General features: G+C 36.0%; 17 protein-coding genes. 13 read left to right on the top strand and 4 right to left on the bottom strand.

The annotated features are described in order from the left end of the window. Positions 1–35 precede the first annotated feature (35 nt). Entirely contained in the window at positions 36–344 is a 309-nt protein-coding gene (locus ASE01S_RS05630; RefSeq protein ID WP_067839625.1) for a PTS sugar transporter subunit IIB, read from the bottom strand. 453 nt (positions 345–797) lie between these two features. Here ASE01S_RS05630 and ASE01S_RS05625 point away from each other — a divergent pair, with 453 nt between their 5' ends. The 9 genes from ASE01S_RS05625 (at position 798) to ASE01S_RS05585 (ending at position 10,456) form a co-directional block, all read left to right on the top strand. Continuing rightward, positions 798–1,967, top strand: coding sequence for an AGE family epimerase/isomerase (locus ASE01S_RS05625; RefSeq protein ID WP_067839621.1), 1,170 nt, complete (start codon positions 798–800; stop codon positions 1,965–1,967). Next, on the top strand, positions 1,964–3,136 hold the full coding sequence (locus tag ASE01S_RS05620; protein ID WP_067839618.1) for a glycoside hydrolase family 130 protein: 1,173 nt from the start codon (positions 1,964–1,966) through the stop codon (positions 3,134–3,136). The genes ASE01S_RS05625 and ASE01S_RS05620 overlap by 4 nt, the downstream gene beginning before the upstream one ends. Positions 3,137–3,283: 147 nt before the next feature. Further along, entirely contained in the window at positions 3,284–4,303 is a 1,020-nt protein-coding gene (locus ASE01S_RS05615; protein WP_067839614.1) for a substrate-binding domain-containing protein, read from the top strand. Positions 4,304–4,353: 50 nt separating this feature from the next. Further along, positions 4,354–4,947, top strand: a complete 594-nt coding sequence (locus ASE01S_RS05610; protein ID WP_067839611.1) for a hypothetical protein — start codon at positions 4,354–4,356, stop codon at positions 4,945–4,947. A gap of 317 nt (positions 4,948–5,264) precedes the next feature. Further along, on the top strand, positions 5,265–6,593 hold the full coding sequence (locus ASE01S_RS05605) for an ABC transporter substrate-binding protein (protein ID WP_067839608.1): 1,329 nt from the start codon (positions 5,265–5,267) through the stop codon (positions 6,591–6,593). Between the two features lie 108 nt (positions 6,594–6,701). Beyond that, positions 6,702–7,580 (top strand): carbohydrate ABC transporter permease, encoded by an 879-nt coding sequence (locus tag ASE01S_RS05600; protein WP_067839605.1) that lies wholly within the window; start codon positions 6,702–6,704, stop codon positions 7,578–7,580. Positions 7,581–7,582: 2 nt separating this feature from the next. Further along, on the top strand, positions 7,583–8,416 hold the full coding sequence (locus ASE01S_RS05595) for a carbohydrate ABC transporter permease (RefSeq protein WP_067839602.1): 834 nt from the start codon (positions 7,583–7,585) through the stop codon (positions 8,414–8,416). A 30-nt stretch (positions 8,417–8,446) separates the two neighbouring features. Then, on the top strand, positions 8,447–9,469 hold the full coding sequence (locus ASE01S_RS05590) for a glycoside hydrolase family 130 protein (protein ID WP_067839598.1): 1,023 nt from the start codon (positions 8,447–8,449) through the stop codon (positions 9,467–9,469). A 57-nt stretch (positions 9,470–9,526) separates the two neighbouring features. Beyond that, complete coding sequence (locus ASE01S_RS05585) at positions 9,527–10,456, top strand: glycoside hydrolase family 113 (RefSeq protein WP_067839595.1); 930 nt, start codon at positions 9,527–9,529, stop codon at positions 10,454–10,456. 291 nt (positions 10,457–10,747) lie between these two features. On the opposite strand, the gene ASE01S_RS05580 is transcribed toward ASE01S_RS05585, so the two are convergent. Continuing rightward, complete coding sequence (locus ASE01S_RS05580; protein ID WP_067839593.1) at positions 10,748–12,976, bottom strand: alpha-galactosidase; 2,229 nt, start codon at positions 12,974–12,976, stop codon at positions 10,748–10,750. A gap of 177 nt (positions 12,977–13,153) precedes the next feature. On the opposite strand from ASE01S_RS05580, the gene ASE01S_RS05575 reads away from it, so the two are divergent. Next, complete coding sequence (locus ASE01S_RS05575) at positions 13,154–15,661, top strand: beta-mannosidase (protein ID WP_245630327.1); 2,508 nt, start codon at positions 13,154–13,156, stop codon at positions 15,659–15,661. A 577-nt stretch (positions 15,662–16,238) separates the two neighbouring features. Here the strand turns inward: ASE01S_RS05575 and ASE01S_RS05570 are convergent. Beyond that, entirely contained in the window at positions 16,239–16,826 is a 588-nt protein-coding gene (locus ASE01S_RS05570; protein ID WP_067839586.1) for a zf-HC2 domain-containing protein, read from the bottom strand. Beyond that, a complete protein-coding gene (locus ASE01S_RS05565) occupies positions 16,810–17,253 on the bottom strand; it encodes an RNA polymerase sigma factor (protein ID WP_373277933.1) in 444 nt (147 codons plus the stop codon). The genes ASE01S_RS05570 and ASE01S_RS05565 overlap by 17 nt, the downstream gene beginning before the upstream one ends. Before the next feature lie 403 nt (positions 17,254–17,656). Here ASE01S_RS05565 and ASE01S_RS05560 point away from each other — a divergent pair, with 403 nt between their 5' ends. From ASE01S_RS05560 to ASE01S_RS16475, 3 genes are all read left to right on the top strand, one after another. Further along, positions 17,657–18,385 (top strand): hypothetical protein, encoded by a 729-nt coding sequence (locus tag ASE01S_RS05560; protein WP_067839583.1) that lies wholly within the window; start codon positions 17,657–17,659, stop codon positions 18,383–18,385. 226 nt (positions 18,386–18,611) lie between these two features. After that, positions 18,612–18,902: a hypothetical protein gene (locus ASE01S_RS05555; protein ID WP_067839580.1), complete on the top strand. Its 291-nt coding sequence runs from the start codon at positions 18,612–18,614 to the stop codon at positions 18,900–18,902. Between the two features lie 37 nt (positions 18,903–18,939). After that, positions 18,940–19,173: a glycoside hydrolase family 2 protein gene (locus ASE01S_RS16475; protein ID WP_169793089.1), complete on the top strand. Its 234-nt coding sequence runs from the start codon at positions 18,940–18,942 to the stop codon at positions 19,171–19,173. The last annotated feature ends 57 nt before the right edge of the window (positions 19,174–19,230 follow it).

Here is a 19,230-nt window from a genome sequence, read left to right as displayed (position 1 = left end):
TTATATAACTGACCATGTGATCAGTTTAATAACAACTAGTCTCCTATAAGCTTTAAAGCCTTATCAAGAACAGCTTGACCGTCTATTCTTCCATAAGCAACTGGATCAATAACATCGAGTGGAATACCGACCTCTTCAGCTGTAACAGCAAATTTTTTCTTCATAAAGCGCATTTGTGGTCCAATGAGTAGGACATCAGCGCGCTTCATCTCTTCAGGTGCTTTATCTTGTGCTACTGCCCAAATTTCTGCATCGATGCCTTTTGCTTTCGCTGCTTCTTCCATTTTTGAAACAAGTAAGCTAGTAGACATTCCTGCTGAGCAAGCTAATAATATTCGTTTCATGTCGTCGTCTCCTTTATCTTTAATATAGAGTAACCCTTTACATTCATCATTCTATGGTAGAAGCGCTTCCATTACCATGTGTAGTTTTTCCGTTTTAAAACGGAAATGAGCCACGCATGAAAAAGCAGCACCTAGGTCAGGTAAATGTTCTGATTATATATCACAGAACATTCATCTCTTAGTTGAGTGAAAAAATATTAGGCATTTTACCTAAAATTAAACTTATATCTTCATAGATTAAGAAACGATTAGAATTTGATGGGGCTGTTTTTATGTTATACCTTTTAACCTTTGAGTAGTGGCTAACATAAAAGTTATAAACTTTTAATTGTAATTAAGCCAATTTCACAGGACAATAACACTAAAATGAATCCGCTTTCCATTGACATATATATTTAGTTTATATAATATACAATTATAAAGTTATCGATAAATTAATAAGGTGGTTACAGCATGCTGAAGGATGAAGTGATGGGCGAACTGACTGAACGTATCTTACCATTTTGGCTTAATTTAAAAGATGAGACGTATGGTGGACTGTATGGTGAGGTTGACTTTGATTTGAATATTAACCAACAAGCTGATAAAGGAGGAATTGCAACTGCGCGCTTTTTGTGGACATTTTCTGCTGCTTACCGTGTCTTACAACGAAGAGAATATCTTGAGATGGCAAATCATTTGTATCAATTTTTTAAAGATAAGCTTATTGATCACGAATACAAAGGGATATACTGGCTCCTTAACTATAAAGGAGAACCGAAAGATACACGAAAGCATATTTATGCCCAAGCCTTTGCGCTGTATGGTTTAAGCGAATATTATCGTATCACGCAAAACAGTGAGGTATTAGAGCTAGCACTGTCGCTTTACGATTTAATTGAATCGGTCGGCTTTGATCAGAATAATCAAGCTTATAAAGAGGAATTTAATCGCGAGTGGCAGGAGTCAGCAAACGAAATGTTAAGTGAGAATGGGGTTATCGCACATATAACTATGAATACACATATTCACATTTTGGAGGCCTATACTAATCTCTACAAAGCATACCCGAATAAAGAACTAGCTAACAGGCTAGAAGTGCTATTGAAAATTCATTATCAAAAAATATATCAACAAGATAGCCGTTTTCTTGGTGTTTTTTTTGACCAGGGATGGCGAAGTTTAATTGAATTAAAATCCTTTGGTCATGATATTGAAGCATCGTGGTTATTGGATGAGGCGTTACGTACCTTAAAGATAAAAGATGAATCTTACCAAAAAATGATTGTTGATATTGCCTATAATATTGCAGATTATGCTATTCAAACAGATGGCTCTTTAATAAATGAGGAGGAAGATGGTAAAAAAGATTATACAAGAGTCTGGTGGGTTCAAGCTGAAGCAATGGTTGGCTTTTATAATGCTTATCAACGGACTGGTGATCAGCGATTTCTTGACTTAGTGAATCAGCTTTGGCAGTACACTAAAAATAATATATGTGATCCACGTCCTAAAGGTGAGTGGTATTGGTCGATTGAGGAAGATGGAAGTCCGACTGTACGGAATATCGTCGAGCCTTGGAAAGCGTCGTATCATAATAGCCGTTTTTGCTTAGAGATCATTGAAAGGATGAATTTGATATGATTCATAAAGCGTATTTTACATTGAGAGAACGTCAAGAGGAGCTATTGCAAAGAAGGAACAAACAAGATCAGCAATTTTATAATGGTGTCTATGATCGGTATTTATATCCAGTTTTAACGCGCCATCATGTACCGATTCATTGGCGCTTTGATTTAAATGAGCAAACCAACCCTTTCTTTATGGAACGTTTAGGGGTTAATGCAACCTTTAATCCGGGTGCGATCTACTTAGATGGAAAATACTATTTAGTTGTTCGATTAGAAGGCTTGGATCGTAAATCAATTTTTGCAATTGCGGAAAGTCACACGGGTATCGATCAATTTCGTTTTGTTGGTACACCTTTGACTTGGGATGACACTGATCAGAATGAAACCAATTGCTATGATATGCGTTTAGTCAAGCATGAGGATGGTTATATTTACGGTATTTATTGCTCTGAGAGTAAGGATCCAAGTGTTCCTGAATCCGATACATCTAGTGCCATTGCGCAAGCGGGTCTCGTGCGGACAAAAGATATGAAAATATGGGAGCGATTGCCTAATATTACAACACCATCACCTCAACAACGGAACGTCGTTTTGCATCCAGAATTTATTAATGGTAAATATGCATTTTATACCCGTCCGCAAGATGGTTTTATTTCTACGGGGACAGGTGGCGGAATTGCGTTTGGACTTTGCGACAACATTGAATCAGCTGTCATTCAAGAAGAGAAGGTGATCCATGAACGACGCTATCATACTATATATGAAGTGAAAAATGGCCAAGGGCCAGCCCCTATTAAAACGGAAAAAGGTTGGATTCATATTGCTCACGGTGTGAGAAATACAGCGGCAGGTTTGCGTTATGTCCTTTATACATTAGCAACCAGCTTAGAAGATCCAACCAAGGTCATTGCTAGACCAGGAGGTCACTTTATTGCTCCATATGATGACGAACGGGTTGGGGATGTATCTAATGTTATTTTCTGTAATGGTGCTGTTGTTAATGAAAAAAATCAAGTGTATATTTATTATGCATCAAGTGATACACGTATTCATGTTGCAACAACTACAATTGCCAAGCTAATCGACTATACATTTAAAACACCGGAAGATGGCTTTAGATCATTGGATAATGCTGCTCAGCGTAAAAGGTTAATTGAGCAAAATGAACAGCTGCTAAAATAGTCTATTATTCGCATTCTTTCCTTGCTCGAATGTTGCGAATTCAGGTTTGTTTTGATAGTATTGGACTACGATCGTTTATTAAAGTAAACGATAGCTTAGTTTGGTGATTATATGTTCAATTAGCGTAAAGGATTGGAAGTGCGAATAGTGAAAAGTAATGTAACAATGAAAGATATAGCAGAGCGACTTGGGGTAAGTAGTGTGACGGTTTCAAAAGCTTTAAATGACAAAGAAGGTGTAAGTGAAGCCTTAAAAGAAAAGATTAAGCAACTTGCAGATGAGATGGGTTATCGCTATAACACTGTTGCCAAGTCAATGAAGCATGGTCTTTCATATAATATTGGTATTATTATTCCAGAACGTTTTTCAGGTGGTATCTCTCAATCCTTTTATTTTAGAGCATACCAATATATTACAACTACTTTAGAAAATTACGGCTATTATGGCATTATGAATATTTTGTCAAACGAAGATGAAGACGCTTTAAATTTACCTCGTATCTATTTTGAAAACAAAGTGGATGGTTTTATTTTTCTTGGCCAAATAAGCAGTGATTATATTAATGTTATCAAGGAAATAGATATGCCTAAAGTATTTCTCGATTTTTATGATGAACACGATGAAATCGATTCAATTATTACTGATAATTTTTATGGTGCTTACGATATAACTAACTACCTCGTTAGTAAAGGGCATCGGAATATTGCCTATGTCGGAAATCTCTATTCAACTAGCAGTATTCAAGATCGTTTTTTGGGCTACTATAAGTCGCTCTTAGAGCACCACATTGTACTTAATCAGTCATATATTATAAATGATCGTGATGATAAGGGAAAATTTATTGAGATTGAATTGCCTGAACAAATGCCTACTGCCTTTGTATGTAATTGTGACCAAGTGGCTCATAATCTAGTAAATAAACTTAAGCGTCTAGGTTATAACGTTCCTAAAGACTGTGCTGTAGTTGGGTTTGATAATGACATCTATGCAACGATCACCGATCCACAGCTAACCACTGTTGAAGTAGACATAGAAGAAATGGTAACCCAAGCCGTCAAGTTAATGATTAAAAAAGTTCAAGGTAAAAATAAACCAAATGGTCGAACATCTGTTAAAGGTAGGATTATAAAACGTGATTCTGTAAGTGATATAAGACAAGGTCATTAATGACCTTGTCTTTTCCATAGTTGAATGACAAAGTTGGGGGTGAGAGTTAATTGGGATCAAAATTCTCTTCATTTATTTTAGTGTTACATAAATACCTTTTGCTTAGTCTTGAATACTGGCGCGGTCTGATAAAAAGCGGACTCATATATGGAGTAGTCCCTGCGACAGTTGCTTTAATAATGACATATATGTATATACAATCAGCTGGTGAAATTGATGAATATGAAGTAAAGGAAGTGTTTGACCAGAATTTTATCCACTTTAACCGATATCGATTGAGCTCTTTTTTGGTGTCGTTAAGTTATATAGTGGCTAGTAGTATGTTTTTTTTTACGATAAAGGGAGGACACGGTTGGCTTGTAGCAGGTTTGCTTATTTATTTTTTGCTACTAATTTCAACCACATTTAGCTATGCCATGTTTTTTATGGCGAAAAAAACAATAAATATAAAGATAGCATTTGCACTAGGATTTACTATGACGATAAAACGATTTGGATCCACTCTATTATTGTGGATGGCGTATCTTAGTTTTGCTATACTTGCATACTACAATTTAATTCTTTTTATTGTTTTATTCCCAGTAGGTTATGTGATGATTGTGGAAAAAGTATCTCGCTCTATCACGCTTCCTGATCATAAATAACTATTTGAATAAAGAATTAAGCTAGTTGCTAGCTTAGTATCTTTTTAAAAAATAGGATGTTAATTACTACGTATTGGTAAAGTTATAAATTAAAGTTATTTTTGATAAAACTAAGTAATAAAATGCTGGATTAATAGTAAATTTTGCTAAATATGATTTAATAATAATAGAAGAGCTAATCCGAATGTCACAATATTGTTTTAAATATATATTGACTTGTAATCGCTTTCACTATAAAATTAATTTATTAGCTTAGCGATAACTTAATAAGCTGATAATATAAGTGTATAGAAAGGCGGTTTAATAATGCTAAAAAAATGATGACTTTAATTGTAAGTATTCCCTTTTTAGTAATGATGGCTGCATGTGGATCTGATGATGGTACTTTGGGTGATAATGAAACTGAAGAGCGCTTAGCTTCTGAAAGTTGGAAGGATTTAGATCCTGAAGAGATCGAGGGGGATTTAACGGTTATAACTCATAGAACGGATATTGTCGATTCGGTATATCAGGATTATAAAGCTGAATTTGAGTCAATTTATCCTAATGTTAATGTTAACTTTGAGGCATTGTCTGATTATGGTGGCGAAATTATGCCACGTATTAATACACAAGATTATGGTGATGTTCAATATTTACCGATTCAAGTGCCTATAGAAGATATTCCTAACTTTTTTGAACCGATGGGATCGCTTGATGATATGAAAGAAAAGTATTTAGGTGTTGAAGAGCGGGCTGTGGATCAAACCGTTTATGGTATTCCGATTGCCCTTACCTATACAGGGGTTATTTATAACAAAGCTGTTTTTGAAGAAGCAGGTATTGGGGAATTACCAATAACACCTGACCAATTTATCGAAGCAATGCAAAAAATTAAAGATAATACAGATGCGATTCCTCTCTATACAAACTATGGAGATGCGTGGCCATTGGCGCAATGGGAAGGTGCTATAACGACTACGGCAGGTAATGTTGATTATTACAATGTTGATATGTTAGACGATCCGCGTCCATTTGATCCGGGTGATCCTCATTATGAGCATTATAAACTAATGTATGATTTAGTTGAACAAGGCTTAATTGAAGACGATCCATTAACAACTGATTGGGAGTCTTCAAAGGTTATGATGAATAATGGTGAAATTGGAGCAATGGTATTAGGGTCATGGGCACTTGAGCAAATTCAAGACGCAGGTCCTAACGCTGACGATATTGCGATCATGGCATTCCCGACTAATGCCGAAGATACCATTTTTTCTTTAGGTGCTGATATGAATATTTCAGTAAGTAAATATAGCCAGAATAAAGAAGCGGCTTTTGCGTGGGTAGATTGGTTTATTCATGAGTCTGGCTATGCCGTTGAGCAAGCGGGCGGTATTAGTGCATCAGTAGATGTACCACTTCCAACAGCTTTACAAGAGGCAGAGGCCGCAGGTGCTCAATTTGCGATGTTGACGCCTTCACCTGAAGGAAAAGAAGGTTTATTAGATCAAATAGATAAAGAAGCAGAAGTTGGCCTTTGGTTAGAAGACAACAAACAAATTCTTGTTGAAGCAGCGATAGGTAATCGCGATATGAACTATGATGATGTTATGAATGATTGGAACGAACGCTGGGAAGAGGCCTATAACAGTATAGTTGAGTAGGAATGTTGTTATCTTAAGCAAATATGGATGAGGAGGTGCTGTTTTTAGCACTTTCTTTTCCCATTTAGAGGTTGCTAGATTAAGAGCGTTTTCTAGGAGGTGCAGTTCGTGTTCAAGCTTTCAAACTTTTCTTATCCAACCCAAAAAAAGATTATTATTTTTGCCTTCTTAATCATACCATTATTGCTACTATTCACCTTTGCTTTCTTACCAGTGGCAAATATGTTTTGGTATAGCTTTACCGATTGGAATGGATACAGTGATAAGAATTTTGTTGGTTTTGATAACTATGTAACGATATTTACAAATCCAGAGTATTTTCATGTTTTTAGAGTAAGTTTGTATTACTTTTTTGCAACTTTTATTCAATTGGCTATCGCACTTTATTTTGCAACGATTCTAAGTTTTGAGGTAAAATTTAAAAATTTCTTTAAAGGTGTCTTATTTTTTCCGTATTTGTTAAATGGAGTTGCGATAGGTTTTATGTTTCTCTTCTTCTTTAGAGGGGGAGGTACACTAGATACTGTTTTAACATTTTTGGGACTAGAATCACTGATTACCCAATGGCTTGGCAATCCGGATGTCATTAATTATTCTCTTGCGGGTGTTTCGGTATGGAGATATATGGGGTTTAACTTTATTATCTTTTTAGGTGCGATTTCATCTATTCCAGGTGAAATTTATGAAGCTTCTGAAATTGATGGTGCAAATCGGTGGCATCAGTTTAGATACATTATTTTTCCAAGTATTAGAATTATCATTTCTTTAAATTTGATCTTGGCAGTAAGTGGTGCGCTTAGCGCCTTTGAAATACCATTTATTATGACAGGGGGCGCAAATGGAAGCTCTACCTTCGTGATTCAAACGGTAAACACAGCATTTAAATATGGAAAGATTGGTTTAGGTTCTGCAATGGCGGTTGTGCTCCTTTTTATTGTTGTGATTGTAACAGGTATTCAGCGCAAATTTTTCAGTGAGGATGATTAACGATGTATCAAACTAAACGAATGTTAGGTGTGACATTAAAATATGCTTCCCTCCTATTTGGTGCATTTATTGCGATTATTCCAATCGTTGCGATTTTCTTTGCTTCCTTTAAAACGGGTGCTGAGTATACGACAACTGGACCGCTAACACCACCAAGTGAGTGGACTAATTTTGAGAATTATCGACGAGCATTTGCGGAGGGCAATATGTTAGTCGGTTTTAGAAATACGGTGATTATCCTGATTATTTCGGTAATTGGAACAACGTTAATTGGTTCAATGGTTGCTTTCGTTTTGCATAGATTTAAATTTAAAGGAAGTAAGTATATTCTAGGTGCATTCTTGCTAGCAACATTAATACCGGGTGTGACAACACAAGTCGCAACATTTCAGATTGTCCATGGGTTAGGGCTATTTAATACAATATGGGCTGCTGTCATTCTTTATTTAGGAACAGATATTATTGCTGTTTATATTTTTCTGCAATTCATGGATTCAATTTCGATCTCGTTAGATGAGTCGGCAATGTTAGATGGTGCTTCGTACTTTACCATTTATCGAAAGATTGTTTTGCCATTACTAAAACCGGCTATTGTTACCGTTTTTATCATTAAAGGGGTGAACGTATATAATGACTTTTATACACCTTTCCTTTATATGCCAAAAACAGAATTACAAGTTATTTCGACATCACTTTTTAAATTCCAGGGGCCTTTTGGCGCACAATGGGAAGTGATCACAGCAGGCGTGATGATAGCGATCATTCCAACTTTAATTGCCTTTATCTTTTTACAAAAATACATTTATAACGGATTAACAAACGGCTCAGTTAAGTAAATATACAGTGTCAGAAGGAGGACTTTTTATATGTCTAACATCAAGATTGTTTCAGATAACATCGCTTATATACCTTGGGAGGAGAAGACTGCTGATTACCATGGGCCAGTATGGCGTCACCAAAATAACCCAATTATTGATCGTAATCCAGCGAACGGGATATCGAGAATATTTAACAGTGCGGTTGTCGCATATCAGAATCAATTTATTGGTGTTTTTCGCGCTGAAACGACTGATGGTCGGCCGCATTTACATTTAGGGTATAGTGATAATGGATTAGATTGGCGAATAGATGAGGCAAAAATTAACTTTGTTGATGAGTCTGGAAATTCATTTCAGCCAAATTACGCTTATGATCCTCGTTTAATAAAAATTGAAGATACCTTTTATATTATTTGGTGTACCGATTTCTATGGTGCATCGATTGGTTTAGCCAAAACAAAGGACTTTAAGCACTTTGTTCGACTAGAAAATCCATTCTTACCTTTTAATCGTAATGGCGTTTTATTTCCGAGAAAAATCAATGGAAACTATGTTATGCTGTCACGTCCAAGTGATAGTGGCCATACTCCTTTTGGTGATATTTTCTTAAGTGAAAGTCCTGACCTTGTTTATTGGGGTAAGCATCGACGTGTCATGGCTAAAGGTGGAAATGGCTGGTGGCAAAATGTGAAAATTGGTGGTGGCCCTGCTCCAATCGAAACCACTGAAGGGTGGTTAATGTTTTATCATGGTGTCACAGGGACCTGTAATGGCTTTGTTTATAGTATGGGAGCAGTGATTTTAGATTTAGAAGAGCCGTCTAAGGTGAAGTACCGCTCGAAAAACTTTGTCCTGACACCAGAAGAAAGCTATGAAACGACCGGTTTCGTAGATAATGTTATCTTTCCTTGTGCTACCTTGCATGATGCCGAATCAGGTAAGATAGCTATTTACTATGGTGCAGCTGACACGAAAGTATGTTTAGCCTATACCACGGTAGATGAAATCATTAAATTTGTCAAAATGAATCATGAAGATGTGGCGGATGATAAAGAAATTGGCAAGATGTGAATAGATGATAGACTAGGATTTATCTTCTAGTATTACAAGAAGAGGGGTGATGCTCCTATGAATTTTATAAAAGGATTTACTTTTGGCTGGGATAGTCAACGAGGTGACTTTAAACTGGCTCGTGCCAAAGAAAGTTTACAGTTAATGAAAGAAAGAACAGGTAGTGAATATGTCATTATTGCTTTGGCAGCTTTACAGGCAACTGCTCATTCAACGAAAATTGATTATACAGGATTACATATGGTAGCGGATGATGAATTAATTGAAATGATCGAATATGCCAAGTCACTTGATTTAAAGGTTATTCTAAAACCTACGGTTAACTGTAGTGATGGGACGTGGAGGGCGCATATTAATTTCTTTGATTATGATGTCCCATGTGAGCCGAAGTGGTCGGATTGGTTTGCAAACTATACTGACTATCAGCTTCATTACGCAGCAATAGCAGAAAAAACAGGGTGCGCTATGTATATCATCGGCTGCGAAATGGTTCAAACAGAACGAAAAGAGCAGCAATGGCGACACCTTATTACGCAAGTGCGAAAAATCTATTCAGGCCCAATTACTTATAATGCAGACAAATATCAGGAAGCAAATGTAGCGTGGTGGGATGCGGTTGATGTTATTTCCTCAAGTGGTTATTATCCGATCAATGACTGGGACCGACAGCTTGATCGGATTGAAGCAACTATAAAACAATATAATAAACCCTTTTTCTTTGCTGAAGCAGGTTGTCCTAGTCGTACTGGTTCGGGGAAGGTGCCGAATGATTGGGGATTAGTTGGGGAAGTAAATGTTGATGAGCAAGCAGCGTACTATCAAACTATGTTTGACAAAACAGCAAGAAGAGAATGGGTTAAAGGTTTCGGGCTTTGGGATTGGGCAACCCATTTATATGAGGAAGAACAAGTATTGAGTGATAGTGGATACGGTGTATATGGCAAACCGTCAGAGGCCATTATTAAAGCATTCTACCAATCACGTTAATTATATCCTTAGGAACGTACCGTTTATCTTGGACATTCGTATGCAATAGAATTACAGGCTTAAGTTGCTTACTTTTTACGCTGTTGTATCTGGATATATTTGGAATAAAGCAAAGCGTGATTCTCACAATAGATTCATTGAGGATCACGCTTTTTAAGTTTATTCAATAAACAGGAATTTAACGAGCTAAAGGATAAGATTTTAAATATAGGATAACTACCATATCTACTTGTCCTCTGAAATGAGTTAGCTTGTTGCTGTCTTAGCTTGTTAGAGAATATTAGTGTTGGCCTAAATCGCCTTTAGGATAAAAAGCTTAGATTGATAATCACCTTGATGCTCACGCCCCCAAAATTCATCTGCGCGGTCAGTAAAATCTTCCGCTAAGATTATACCAATGTGCATAAGCTCATCTCCATAATAGGTCTTATCAGTCCCCTCTATCACGTAGAGTTGATCATAATTAAGTCCGGTTAATTTAATTCGTTTATAGCCCTCATTTGGTTGGGCTAATACTTGATAATAGCCAACAATTGCTTCACGTCGATCCTTAGATACAACCATCCAAGCGGATTCATTTGCGATGAATGGGCTTTGAAGTCGATAAAAGTAACCATTTCTAATTAGTTCACGTTTTGCTTTGTAGAAAGTTGTTTGAGCTTTAACTTTTTCTTTTTCTAGATCAGTTAATGTCGTAAGATCTAGCTCATAACCAAACGTACCAAAATAAGCAACATTTGCCCTCGTATCAATCGATGTCATTCGCCCCACCTGATGGTTTGGTACAGCGGAAACGTGGCTGCCAATTGCGCTTAACGGATAGACGAGTGATGTCCCATATTGAATTTTTAATCGTTCAACAGCATCTGTATCATCACTTGTCCATGTTTGTGGAGCATAGTAAAGCATGCCGGGGTCAAACCTTGCTCCACCACCAGCACAAGATTCAAATAGGATTTTTGGATATTTCTCGATTAAACGTTGATATAATTGATAAACCCCAAGGATATATCGATGCATTAACTCTCCTTGTTGGTCGGCTGGTAGTGCATTTGAATAGGCCTCAGTAATATAACGGTTCATGTCCCATTTAATATAAGAAATACTAGATTGGCTTATGATATCATCCATCAACTTAAAAATGTAATCGACTACTTCTTCGCGAGAGAAATCTAACACATATTGATTTCGTCCGTGGGAAGGTGTTCGGTCTGGGGTAGCGATAATCCAATCGGGATGATCGGTAAAAAGCTTTGTTCCCCTGCTGACCATTTCTGGTTCAAACCATAAACCGAATTTTAAGCCGAGTGCTTCTATCTTTTTAGACAACCCTGTAATTCCATTTGGGAGCTTGTCATGATTGACAAACCAATCACCAAGCGAGGAAGAGTCGTCATGTCGTTCGCCGAACCAACCATCATCAAGAACGAACAGTTCTATTCCTAATTCTTTAGCGGTTTTAGCAATTTCAATAACTTTGGCTTCGGTAAAGTCAAAATAAGTAGCCTCCCAATTATTGATTAAAATAGGACGGGTTTGATCGCGCCAGTAGCCTCGTACAAGTCGATCACGATATAAGCTATGAAAAGCCTGGCTCATCCCGTTCAAACCTTGATCGGAAAAGACCATCACACACTCCGGTGTTTGAAAACGCTCGCTAGGTGCTAGCTTCCAAGAGAATCTAAACGGGTTTATCCCAACCGTAACGCGACTTACGTGATAAGGATCTACTTCAACTTGAGCCAGAAAATTCCCACTATAAACTAAGCTAAAGCCATAAACATGACCACTATACTCAGTAGTCTCTGGCCGTTTTAAAGCTAAGAAGGGGTTATGGACATGGCTGCTCGCTCCTCTTGTACTTGATATCGCTTGCGTGCCTTTCGTTAATCGCCTCGTTTCAATTTGCATTTCACGAGCCCATGCTCCGTTAAGTTGAATCATTTCAAACTGTTCATCAGGAAAGTCAAGACTCATGCTCATCGCCTGATTGATCTGATAACTTTCAGCAGAGTCGTTAATAAATTGACTATGCCGTGTTAAAACCGGTCGATTGGTGTATAGTGTATAACTCAGTAATAAACGGACATTTAAGTGCTGATCTCTTAGGGTAATCACAAGTGTTTCGGCTTCGTCTTCAGTTTCCACATAAGTCGCAGGCATTCCGGGTAATTCCCGCTTACCTTTAAACGTTTGATAGCTTTCAAATTGAAAGTTAGTGATATAACTGCCATCATCCTTGACCAAAATATGAGCTGGGTAGCGGAAATCCGTTGTTCCATAGCTTGGATACTCTTGCTTTATGTGTTCAAGTGATGAGGTGTGATCACCTTCAAACATGTTGCAGGATGGTCTAACTTCTCGTTCGATTAAATGCTTGAATGAGTCGCGATGGGTAATCCGTTTTCCGTAATATAAATGCTCAAGCTGCTTACTTTTTTCAAGTACACGGAAAACATAACTGATTGTTTCATTTTGCAAATGGAATTCTTGACTTGCATTATTTATATAAATTGTCATATAATCACCTCATAAATAAAGTTATCGATAAGCTTTGGATTATTGTAACACAATATTTTTGTAAACGCTATACTTCTTGATTAACTGAATAAAGAAGAGGTAAAAAAAGTAGATTTTGTCTACTGTCTTGCCAAACAAGATCTATAAATAGCGATAAGGAGAGAGGAGCAAATAGAAATGAATCAGAAAGTTTTAACAGATTGGCAGTATAGGCAATATAAAAAGGGTGACTGGCTAGAAGCCAATGTCCCAAGCTCTGTTCATACTGATTTACGTGCTAATAAAATGATTCCTGATCCATTTAGTGGGACAAACGAGAAGCAGTTACAATGGATTGATAAAGTCGATTGGGAGTATCAAACAACTGTTTTTATCGAGAGAGAAATGCTAGAACATGATCAAGTTGAGATAATATTTCAGGGTCTTGATACTTATGCAACGGTATATGTCAATGGCTCAAGTGTCATTGAAGCGAATAATATGTTTAGGCAATGGCGAAAGGATATTAAACCCTTTCTCCATGAAGGAGCTAACCATATTAGGGTCCATTTTCGCTCGCCTATACAAGAAGATTTACCAAAACTCGAAGCATTAGGTTATCCTTTACCTGCTTCAAATGATGATTCTGAATTGGGAGGACTAGGTGATAAAAAAGTTAGCGTTTTTGCGCGGAAGGCACCTTATCATTATGGCTGGGACTGGGGACCGCGTTTCGTCACATCTGGTATTTGGAAAGAAGTGCAATTAGTTGGATGGTCTGAGCCTAAGCTATCCGATTTTTATATAAATCAGCAGTTTATTTCGCCAGAAAGAGCTGAATTGGTAGCATTGGTCGAGATTGAGGCAAATCAAGCTTGGCAAGGTGTTTTAGAAATTGAAGCAGATAATCAATTTTGGGGAAAGGAAGTTAAGTTAGTTAAAGGATTAAATAAAGTTAACCTTGACTTGGTCATTGAGCAGCCTCGTTTATGGTGGTGTCATACTATGGGCAAACCGTATTTATACCAGTTTAGTGCACGATTAAAACAGGATGAAACCATTATAAATGAAGATTCAATCACGGTTGGTTTGCGGAAGATTCGACTAGTGCGTGATCAAGATCAACAAGGCAATACGTTTTACTTTGAGTTGAATGACCAGCCGTTATTTGCGAAAGGTGCCAATCATATTCCGAATGATAGCTTTATTACAGAAGTTACAGACGAACGGTATCAATACGAAATAAAAAGTGCTCTTGCCGCGAATATGAATATGTTGCGTGTTTGGGGAGGAGGAATCTATGAGTCCGAATCATTTTATCGTCTTTGTGATGAACATGGAATTCTAGTTTGGCAGGACTTTATGTTTGCGTGTAGTCTGTATCCAGGCGATTCTGATTTTTTAGCTAATATTGAACAAGAGGCTATCGATGCTATCAAGCGACTTCGCCGTCATCCATCCATTGTGCTATGGTGTGGCAATAACGAAATTGATTCTGCATGGGCTCATTATATTGAGGATGCTGGTTGGGGTTGGAAGCAAGACTACGATCAAGAAACAAGGGAGAAGCTTTGGGCTGACTACCGAAGGATATTCCACGACATTTTAGCTCGTGTCGTAGCCTGCTATGCCCCGAATGAACCGTACTGGCCTTCTTCTCCGCTGGCTGATCTAACCGATGATCATCGCCAGCATGCTGTAAAGGTTAGTGGTCAAGGTGATGTTCATTACTGGGATGTTTGGCATGGTAAAAAGCCATTTGAAGATTACCATACCCATGTGGGTCGCTTTATGAGTGAATATGGCTTTCAATCATTTCCAGAGTTAAAAACGGTGCGTAGCTTTGCTGAAGAGGCTGACTTTGCGATTGAATCGGATACGATGCTTCATCATCAAAAGAATGGAGCGGGGAACCGCTTGATCAAGGCTTACATGGATATGTATTTGCCTGAACCCAAAGATTTTCCCTCTTTCTTATACATGAGTCAACTATTACAGGCTGAGGGCATTAAAGCTGCGATCGAAGCACATAGACGAAGTAAGCCTTATTGTATGGGGACATTATACTGGCAGATGAATGATTGTTGGCCAGTTGCTTCATGGTCAAGTATAGATTACTATGGTCGATGGAAAGCCCTCCATTATTTTGTCAAAAAAAGCTATCAGGAAACCATCCTTTCCTTTGTAGCACAAGATGATCAGTTATATCTATATGCTATCTCTGACAAACGTATGGAGCAAAGTGGCTATTTATCTGTTTCGTTACAGGATTTTAGTGGAGTGACTTTATGGCGAAAGGAACTAAAGCTTGATATACCAGCAGATACAAGTATGCTTGTTAGTGAATTTGATAAACATGCTTTAATCGGAGATCGAGACTTAACAACACTTGTGTTTAGTGCGGATTTAATCATTGACGATGTTGCTGTCGATCATAAGTTGCATTATTTTGTACCAACTAAAGAATTACAGCTTCCACCTGTTAAGATCACAGTTACCCCAACAGATCGACCTTTTACCTTTGAGGTAAAAGCTAATGCGTTTGCAAAAAATATTTACTTAGAAACAAATATGGCAGGCTACTTTAGTGATAATTATTTTGATTTACTAGCAAACGAAGTGAAAACTGTACAGTTCTTCCCACGCTTCGCAACTGATCACAAGATGATTAAGGTATATGGTCAATCTATGTTTGAAATGATCTGATCTTCTTATAGTATAATAGGGGCAAGCTATTTTGAGATAAGGAGGTAGCTTGCCTTGTTCAGTTAGAGCAAGTATTTTGTGAAACAAATCAAGCCTTGGTGGTGATTGAATGGTTATATTAGAGTTTTTTACCGAAGTAGATTATCAACTGAAATTACGAGTGAAACTCGAAAAAATCTGGACGTAGATACGCCAAGGCGTATTGGATATCTATTAATAAAGTGAAACTTCGTTCATCGGGGGTTTCGACGCATAGGATGTGCTCGTGCAGACGTTGCGACACGACGTCTCGAACTAAGTCAGCATCCTCTCTCCCCTACTGAACGTTAGTTGAACCAATCCGGCCGTTACTGGCTGTTGGATCTACCACTTAGACATAACGTGTTCCCTTACTTCTTGAAATGGGAGTCTTACAAAAGCCCTTCGATGGGGCGAGTAATCGCAGCCCCAGCCAGTTACACTGCGCTAAAGTGCAAATATAATGATCATTTCTCCCAACCTCTATCCCAGGTTAAATCGCTTACAATTAATCTAGGACTATCTCTATATACAGTATAAAGTATTCTAATTTTTGAACTTATTCATCATCCCGATTCCAAATTAGCATATATTGTCCTTCTGTTTCACCCTTTAGGAAGATTTTATTCAAAAGTGAAAAGTCCTCATTAATTTCTAACTCAAAGTCGCCCGAACTACTTTTAGAACCGGTGAGACGAGTATATTTTAATTCAATATACAAAATTCCATCTTCTAAAAAATATTCAAAATGACTAAATCCTGGACTGCTATTAATAGATGAACCTTCTATATAGGCTGAAGTTTGGTCAATTTCCACATTATGAATAACTACACTAACCTCATTATAGGTAGCTCTTGTTATATAAAAATAGCCGCCAAATACAACAGTTATTAAAATTAAGATTGAAGAAAACAGAAGTAATAGAAATCTATTTTTAATTTTTTTATATGGCTTTTTAGATGTTAGTCTAATAATTCTTTCTTGTTCATCTTTTAGTGATAAGTCAGTTTCCATACTAGCTAATACCTCTCTACATGACTGACATGATTGGATATGCTCTTCTACTAGTTTCTGACTTTCCTTAGTTAAAATACCTTCAATATACGAAGGCATTAAGTCCAAAATAATTTTACAATTCTGCTTCATTATAATATTTTTCCTCCTTAATCTTTTTTTTTGCACGATAAAAGATAACTCTTGCCCAATTTTCGTTCTTTCCTTGTATCTCACCAATTTCTTTAAAACTTAACCCGCCCAAAACTCTTAATAATATGACTTCTTTATAAGGTTCATCAAGTAGATGAATCTTATGGAATATACTGATTTTGTTCTCTTGATTAATATATTCCGTCTCAGGAGTGGTGTTATCCGTACTGTCAAATATGACATCAATTTTTTCATGTTTGTATTTTTTATTTTTTTCTAAATATTTGTAATATGAATGCTTAGCTATTTGACAAAGCCATACTGATATTTTACATTCTCCATTAAAACGGTGAATTGACTTAACAGCTTGAAAAAACGTCTCTTGTGTTAACTCTTCAGATAAATCAACGTTATTAGTAAGACACATTAAATATTTGAAAACAGTATTAACATGGGTTTTGTACATATCATCGACCAAAATTCCTCCTCCTTCCACTCTATATATCCGAAAATATTTATATACGTTACAAATTTAAGGGAATTTTTTTATTGCTTCCTTTCGTATTTGTGATTATGGTATTCATTATATTTATGATCATGTTTATACTTAGATATTACAATTTTGTACAATGTAATCAATTACAATTATAACTTGATTCCAAATTTAAAACACATTTTCCTTAATTTTTTCCTGTTAAATAAAAAAATGTTATAAATATACATATTTTATATATTAGCTAAAAGGATTTTGATAATTTTAGTCGAACTAGTAATATAACTACCAATAAATGCAAAATCGGGATTTTTTTAAATTATAGGAGGTTATTTTAGTGAAACTAACAAAAATTTTATTCTCTTTCTTCCTCGTTTTTTTTCTATCTTTTTCATCTATAACAATTATTGGTGCGGAATCTACTGAATCACCAGCTAATAATGATGTTAATTTAGATGATGAAGAAAAACTAGTCCGATTATTTGAGATTCCAAATAATCCTTATGTAGCTCAATTAACTATTTTTTCTGTAGCAAGTTCTTCCCAAAGTTCTAGTAGCAATTACTCTGGGCATTCTTGGGTAACAATAAAAAATATTAATACCAATAATACAAAAATAAGAGTTGGTAAGGTAACGGGGATTGAACGTAATAAAACGGTTTCTGTAGGTACTTTTGGAAATAAACTAAACAATAGTGGGAAGACGAAGAAAGGTATATTTTATAATCTAGAGAGCTATTTTCAGTCGAAGAATTCATCTTCATATAGAGGAAGAGTTTCTTTAACAATGAGTTTAACACAAAACCAGTTAAATACTGTTAATAATTTTATTACCAATAATGATAAATGGAGTCTAACTAATAATTGTGCTAATTTCGCAGTGAAATTATGGAATGGGGTTTCCTCTACTAAGCTAAGTTCTGGTACACCAGCTACGCCTAAAAAACTGGTAAATTCAATAAAAAGTAAGAGTGGCTATAAAACAAATGCATCGATGCCTTTTCATTATCCAGTACGCTATGCTAATGGAAAAAGTAATACTACACTTAGTAAAAAATATAAATAAACTATTTGCTTTTTTATGAATTCAATACTTTTATAGTCATTTAGTTTTACATATTAGATCCGAGTAATTAAAAAGTAAGATAACAAGCTGAAGTGCATAGACAAGAGATTAATTAGTTCTAGATGAGCTAATCTCTACTTTTAAATTTACCATTATCTAATAAACTTTATGAATAGAGGATGTAAAAGTAGCGTAGCTTTTACTTAAAATAGTAGAGGAGAACTATATGTTTTTAAATAAAGTTATAGATCCAAATAGTATAATTATTACTAGTTTAAATACTACAAATAATAGTATTGTAATAAAAGCAGAATTTAGAGATGGGTTTAATTACTTTAAAAAATATAAATTAACTATTAAGAATGACATTTTATTAGTAAAAATTATTGGAGGAATATCACTATTTCGGAAGCACAGTAGCAATATCTATATTCATTTTGATAATACAAATAAAAAGATAAAAAAAATATATTTATTAGGTAAAAAAAACAAATTGCAAATCTGGAAAAATAAATAGAATTATAGATTTCTTCATCTTGTCGTTACGTTAATTAATTGGAGAGTTTAAGATCACAGTTACCCCAACAGATCGACCTTTTACCTTTGAGGTAAGAGCTAATGCGTTTGCAAAAAATATTTACTTAGAAACAAATATGGCAGGCTACTTTAGTGATAATTATTTTGATTTACTAGCAAACGAAGTGAAAACTGTACAGTTCTTCCCACGCTTCGCAACTGATCACAAGATGATTAAGGTATATGGTCAATCTATGTTTGAAATGATCTGATCTTCTTATAGTATAATAGGGGCAAGCTATTTTGAGATAAGGAGGTAGCTTGCCTTG

Origin of the sequence: Amphibacillus sediminis NBRC 103570 (genome assembly GCF_001552275.1) — a bacterium.
Classification (GTDB): domain Bacteria; phylum Bacillota; class Bacilli; order Bacillales; family Amphibacillaceae; genus Amphibacillus_B; species Amphibacillus_B sediminis.
The sequence above is the reverse complement of the archived record's forward strand: the minus strand, read 5'-3'. Positions and strand labels throughout refer to the sequence as shown.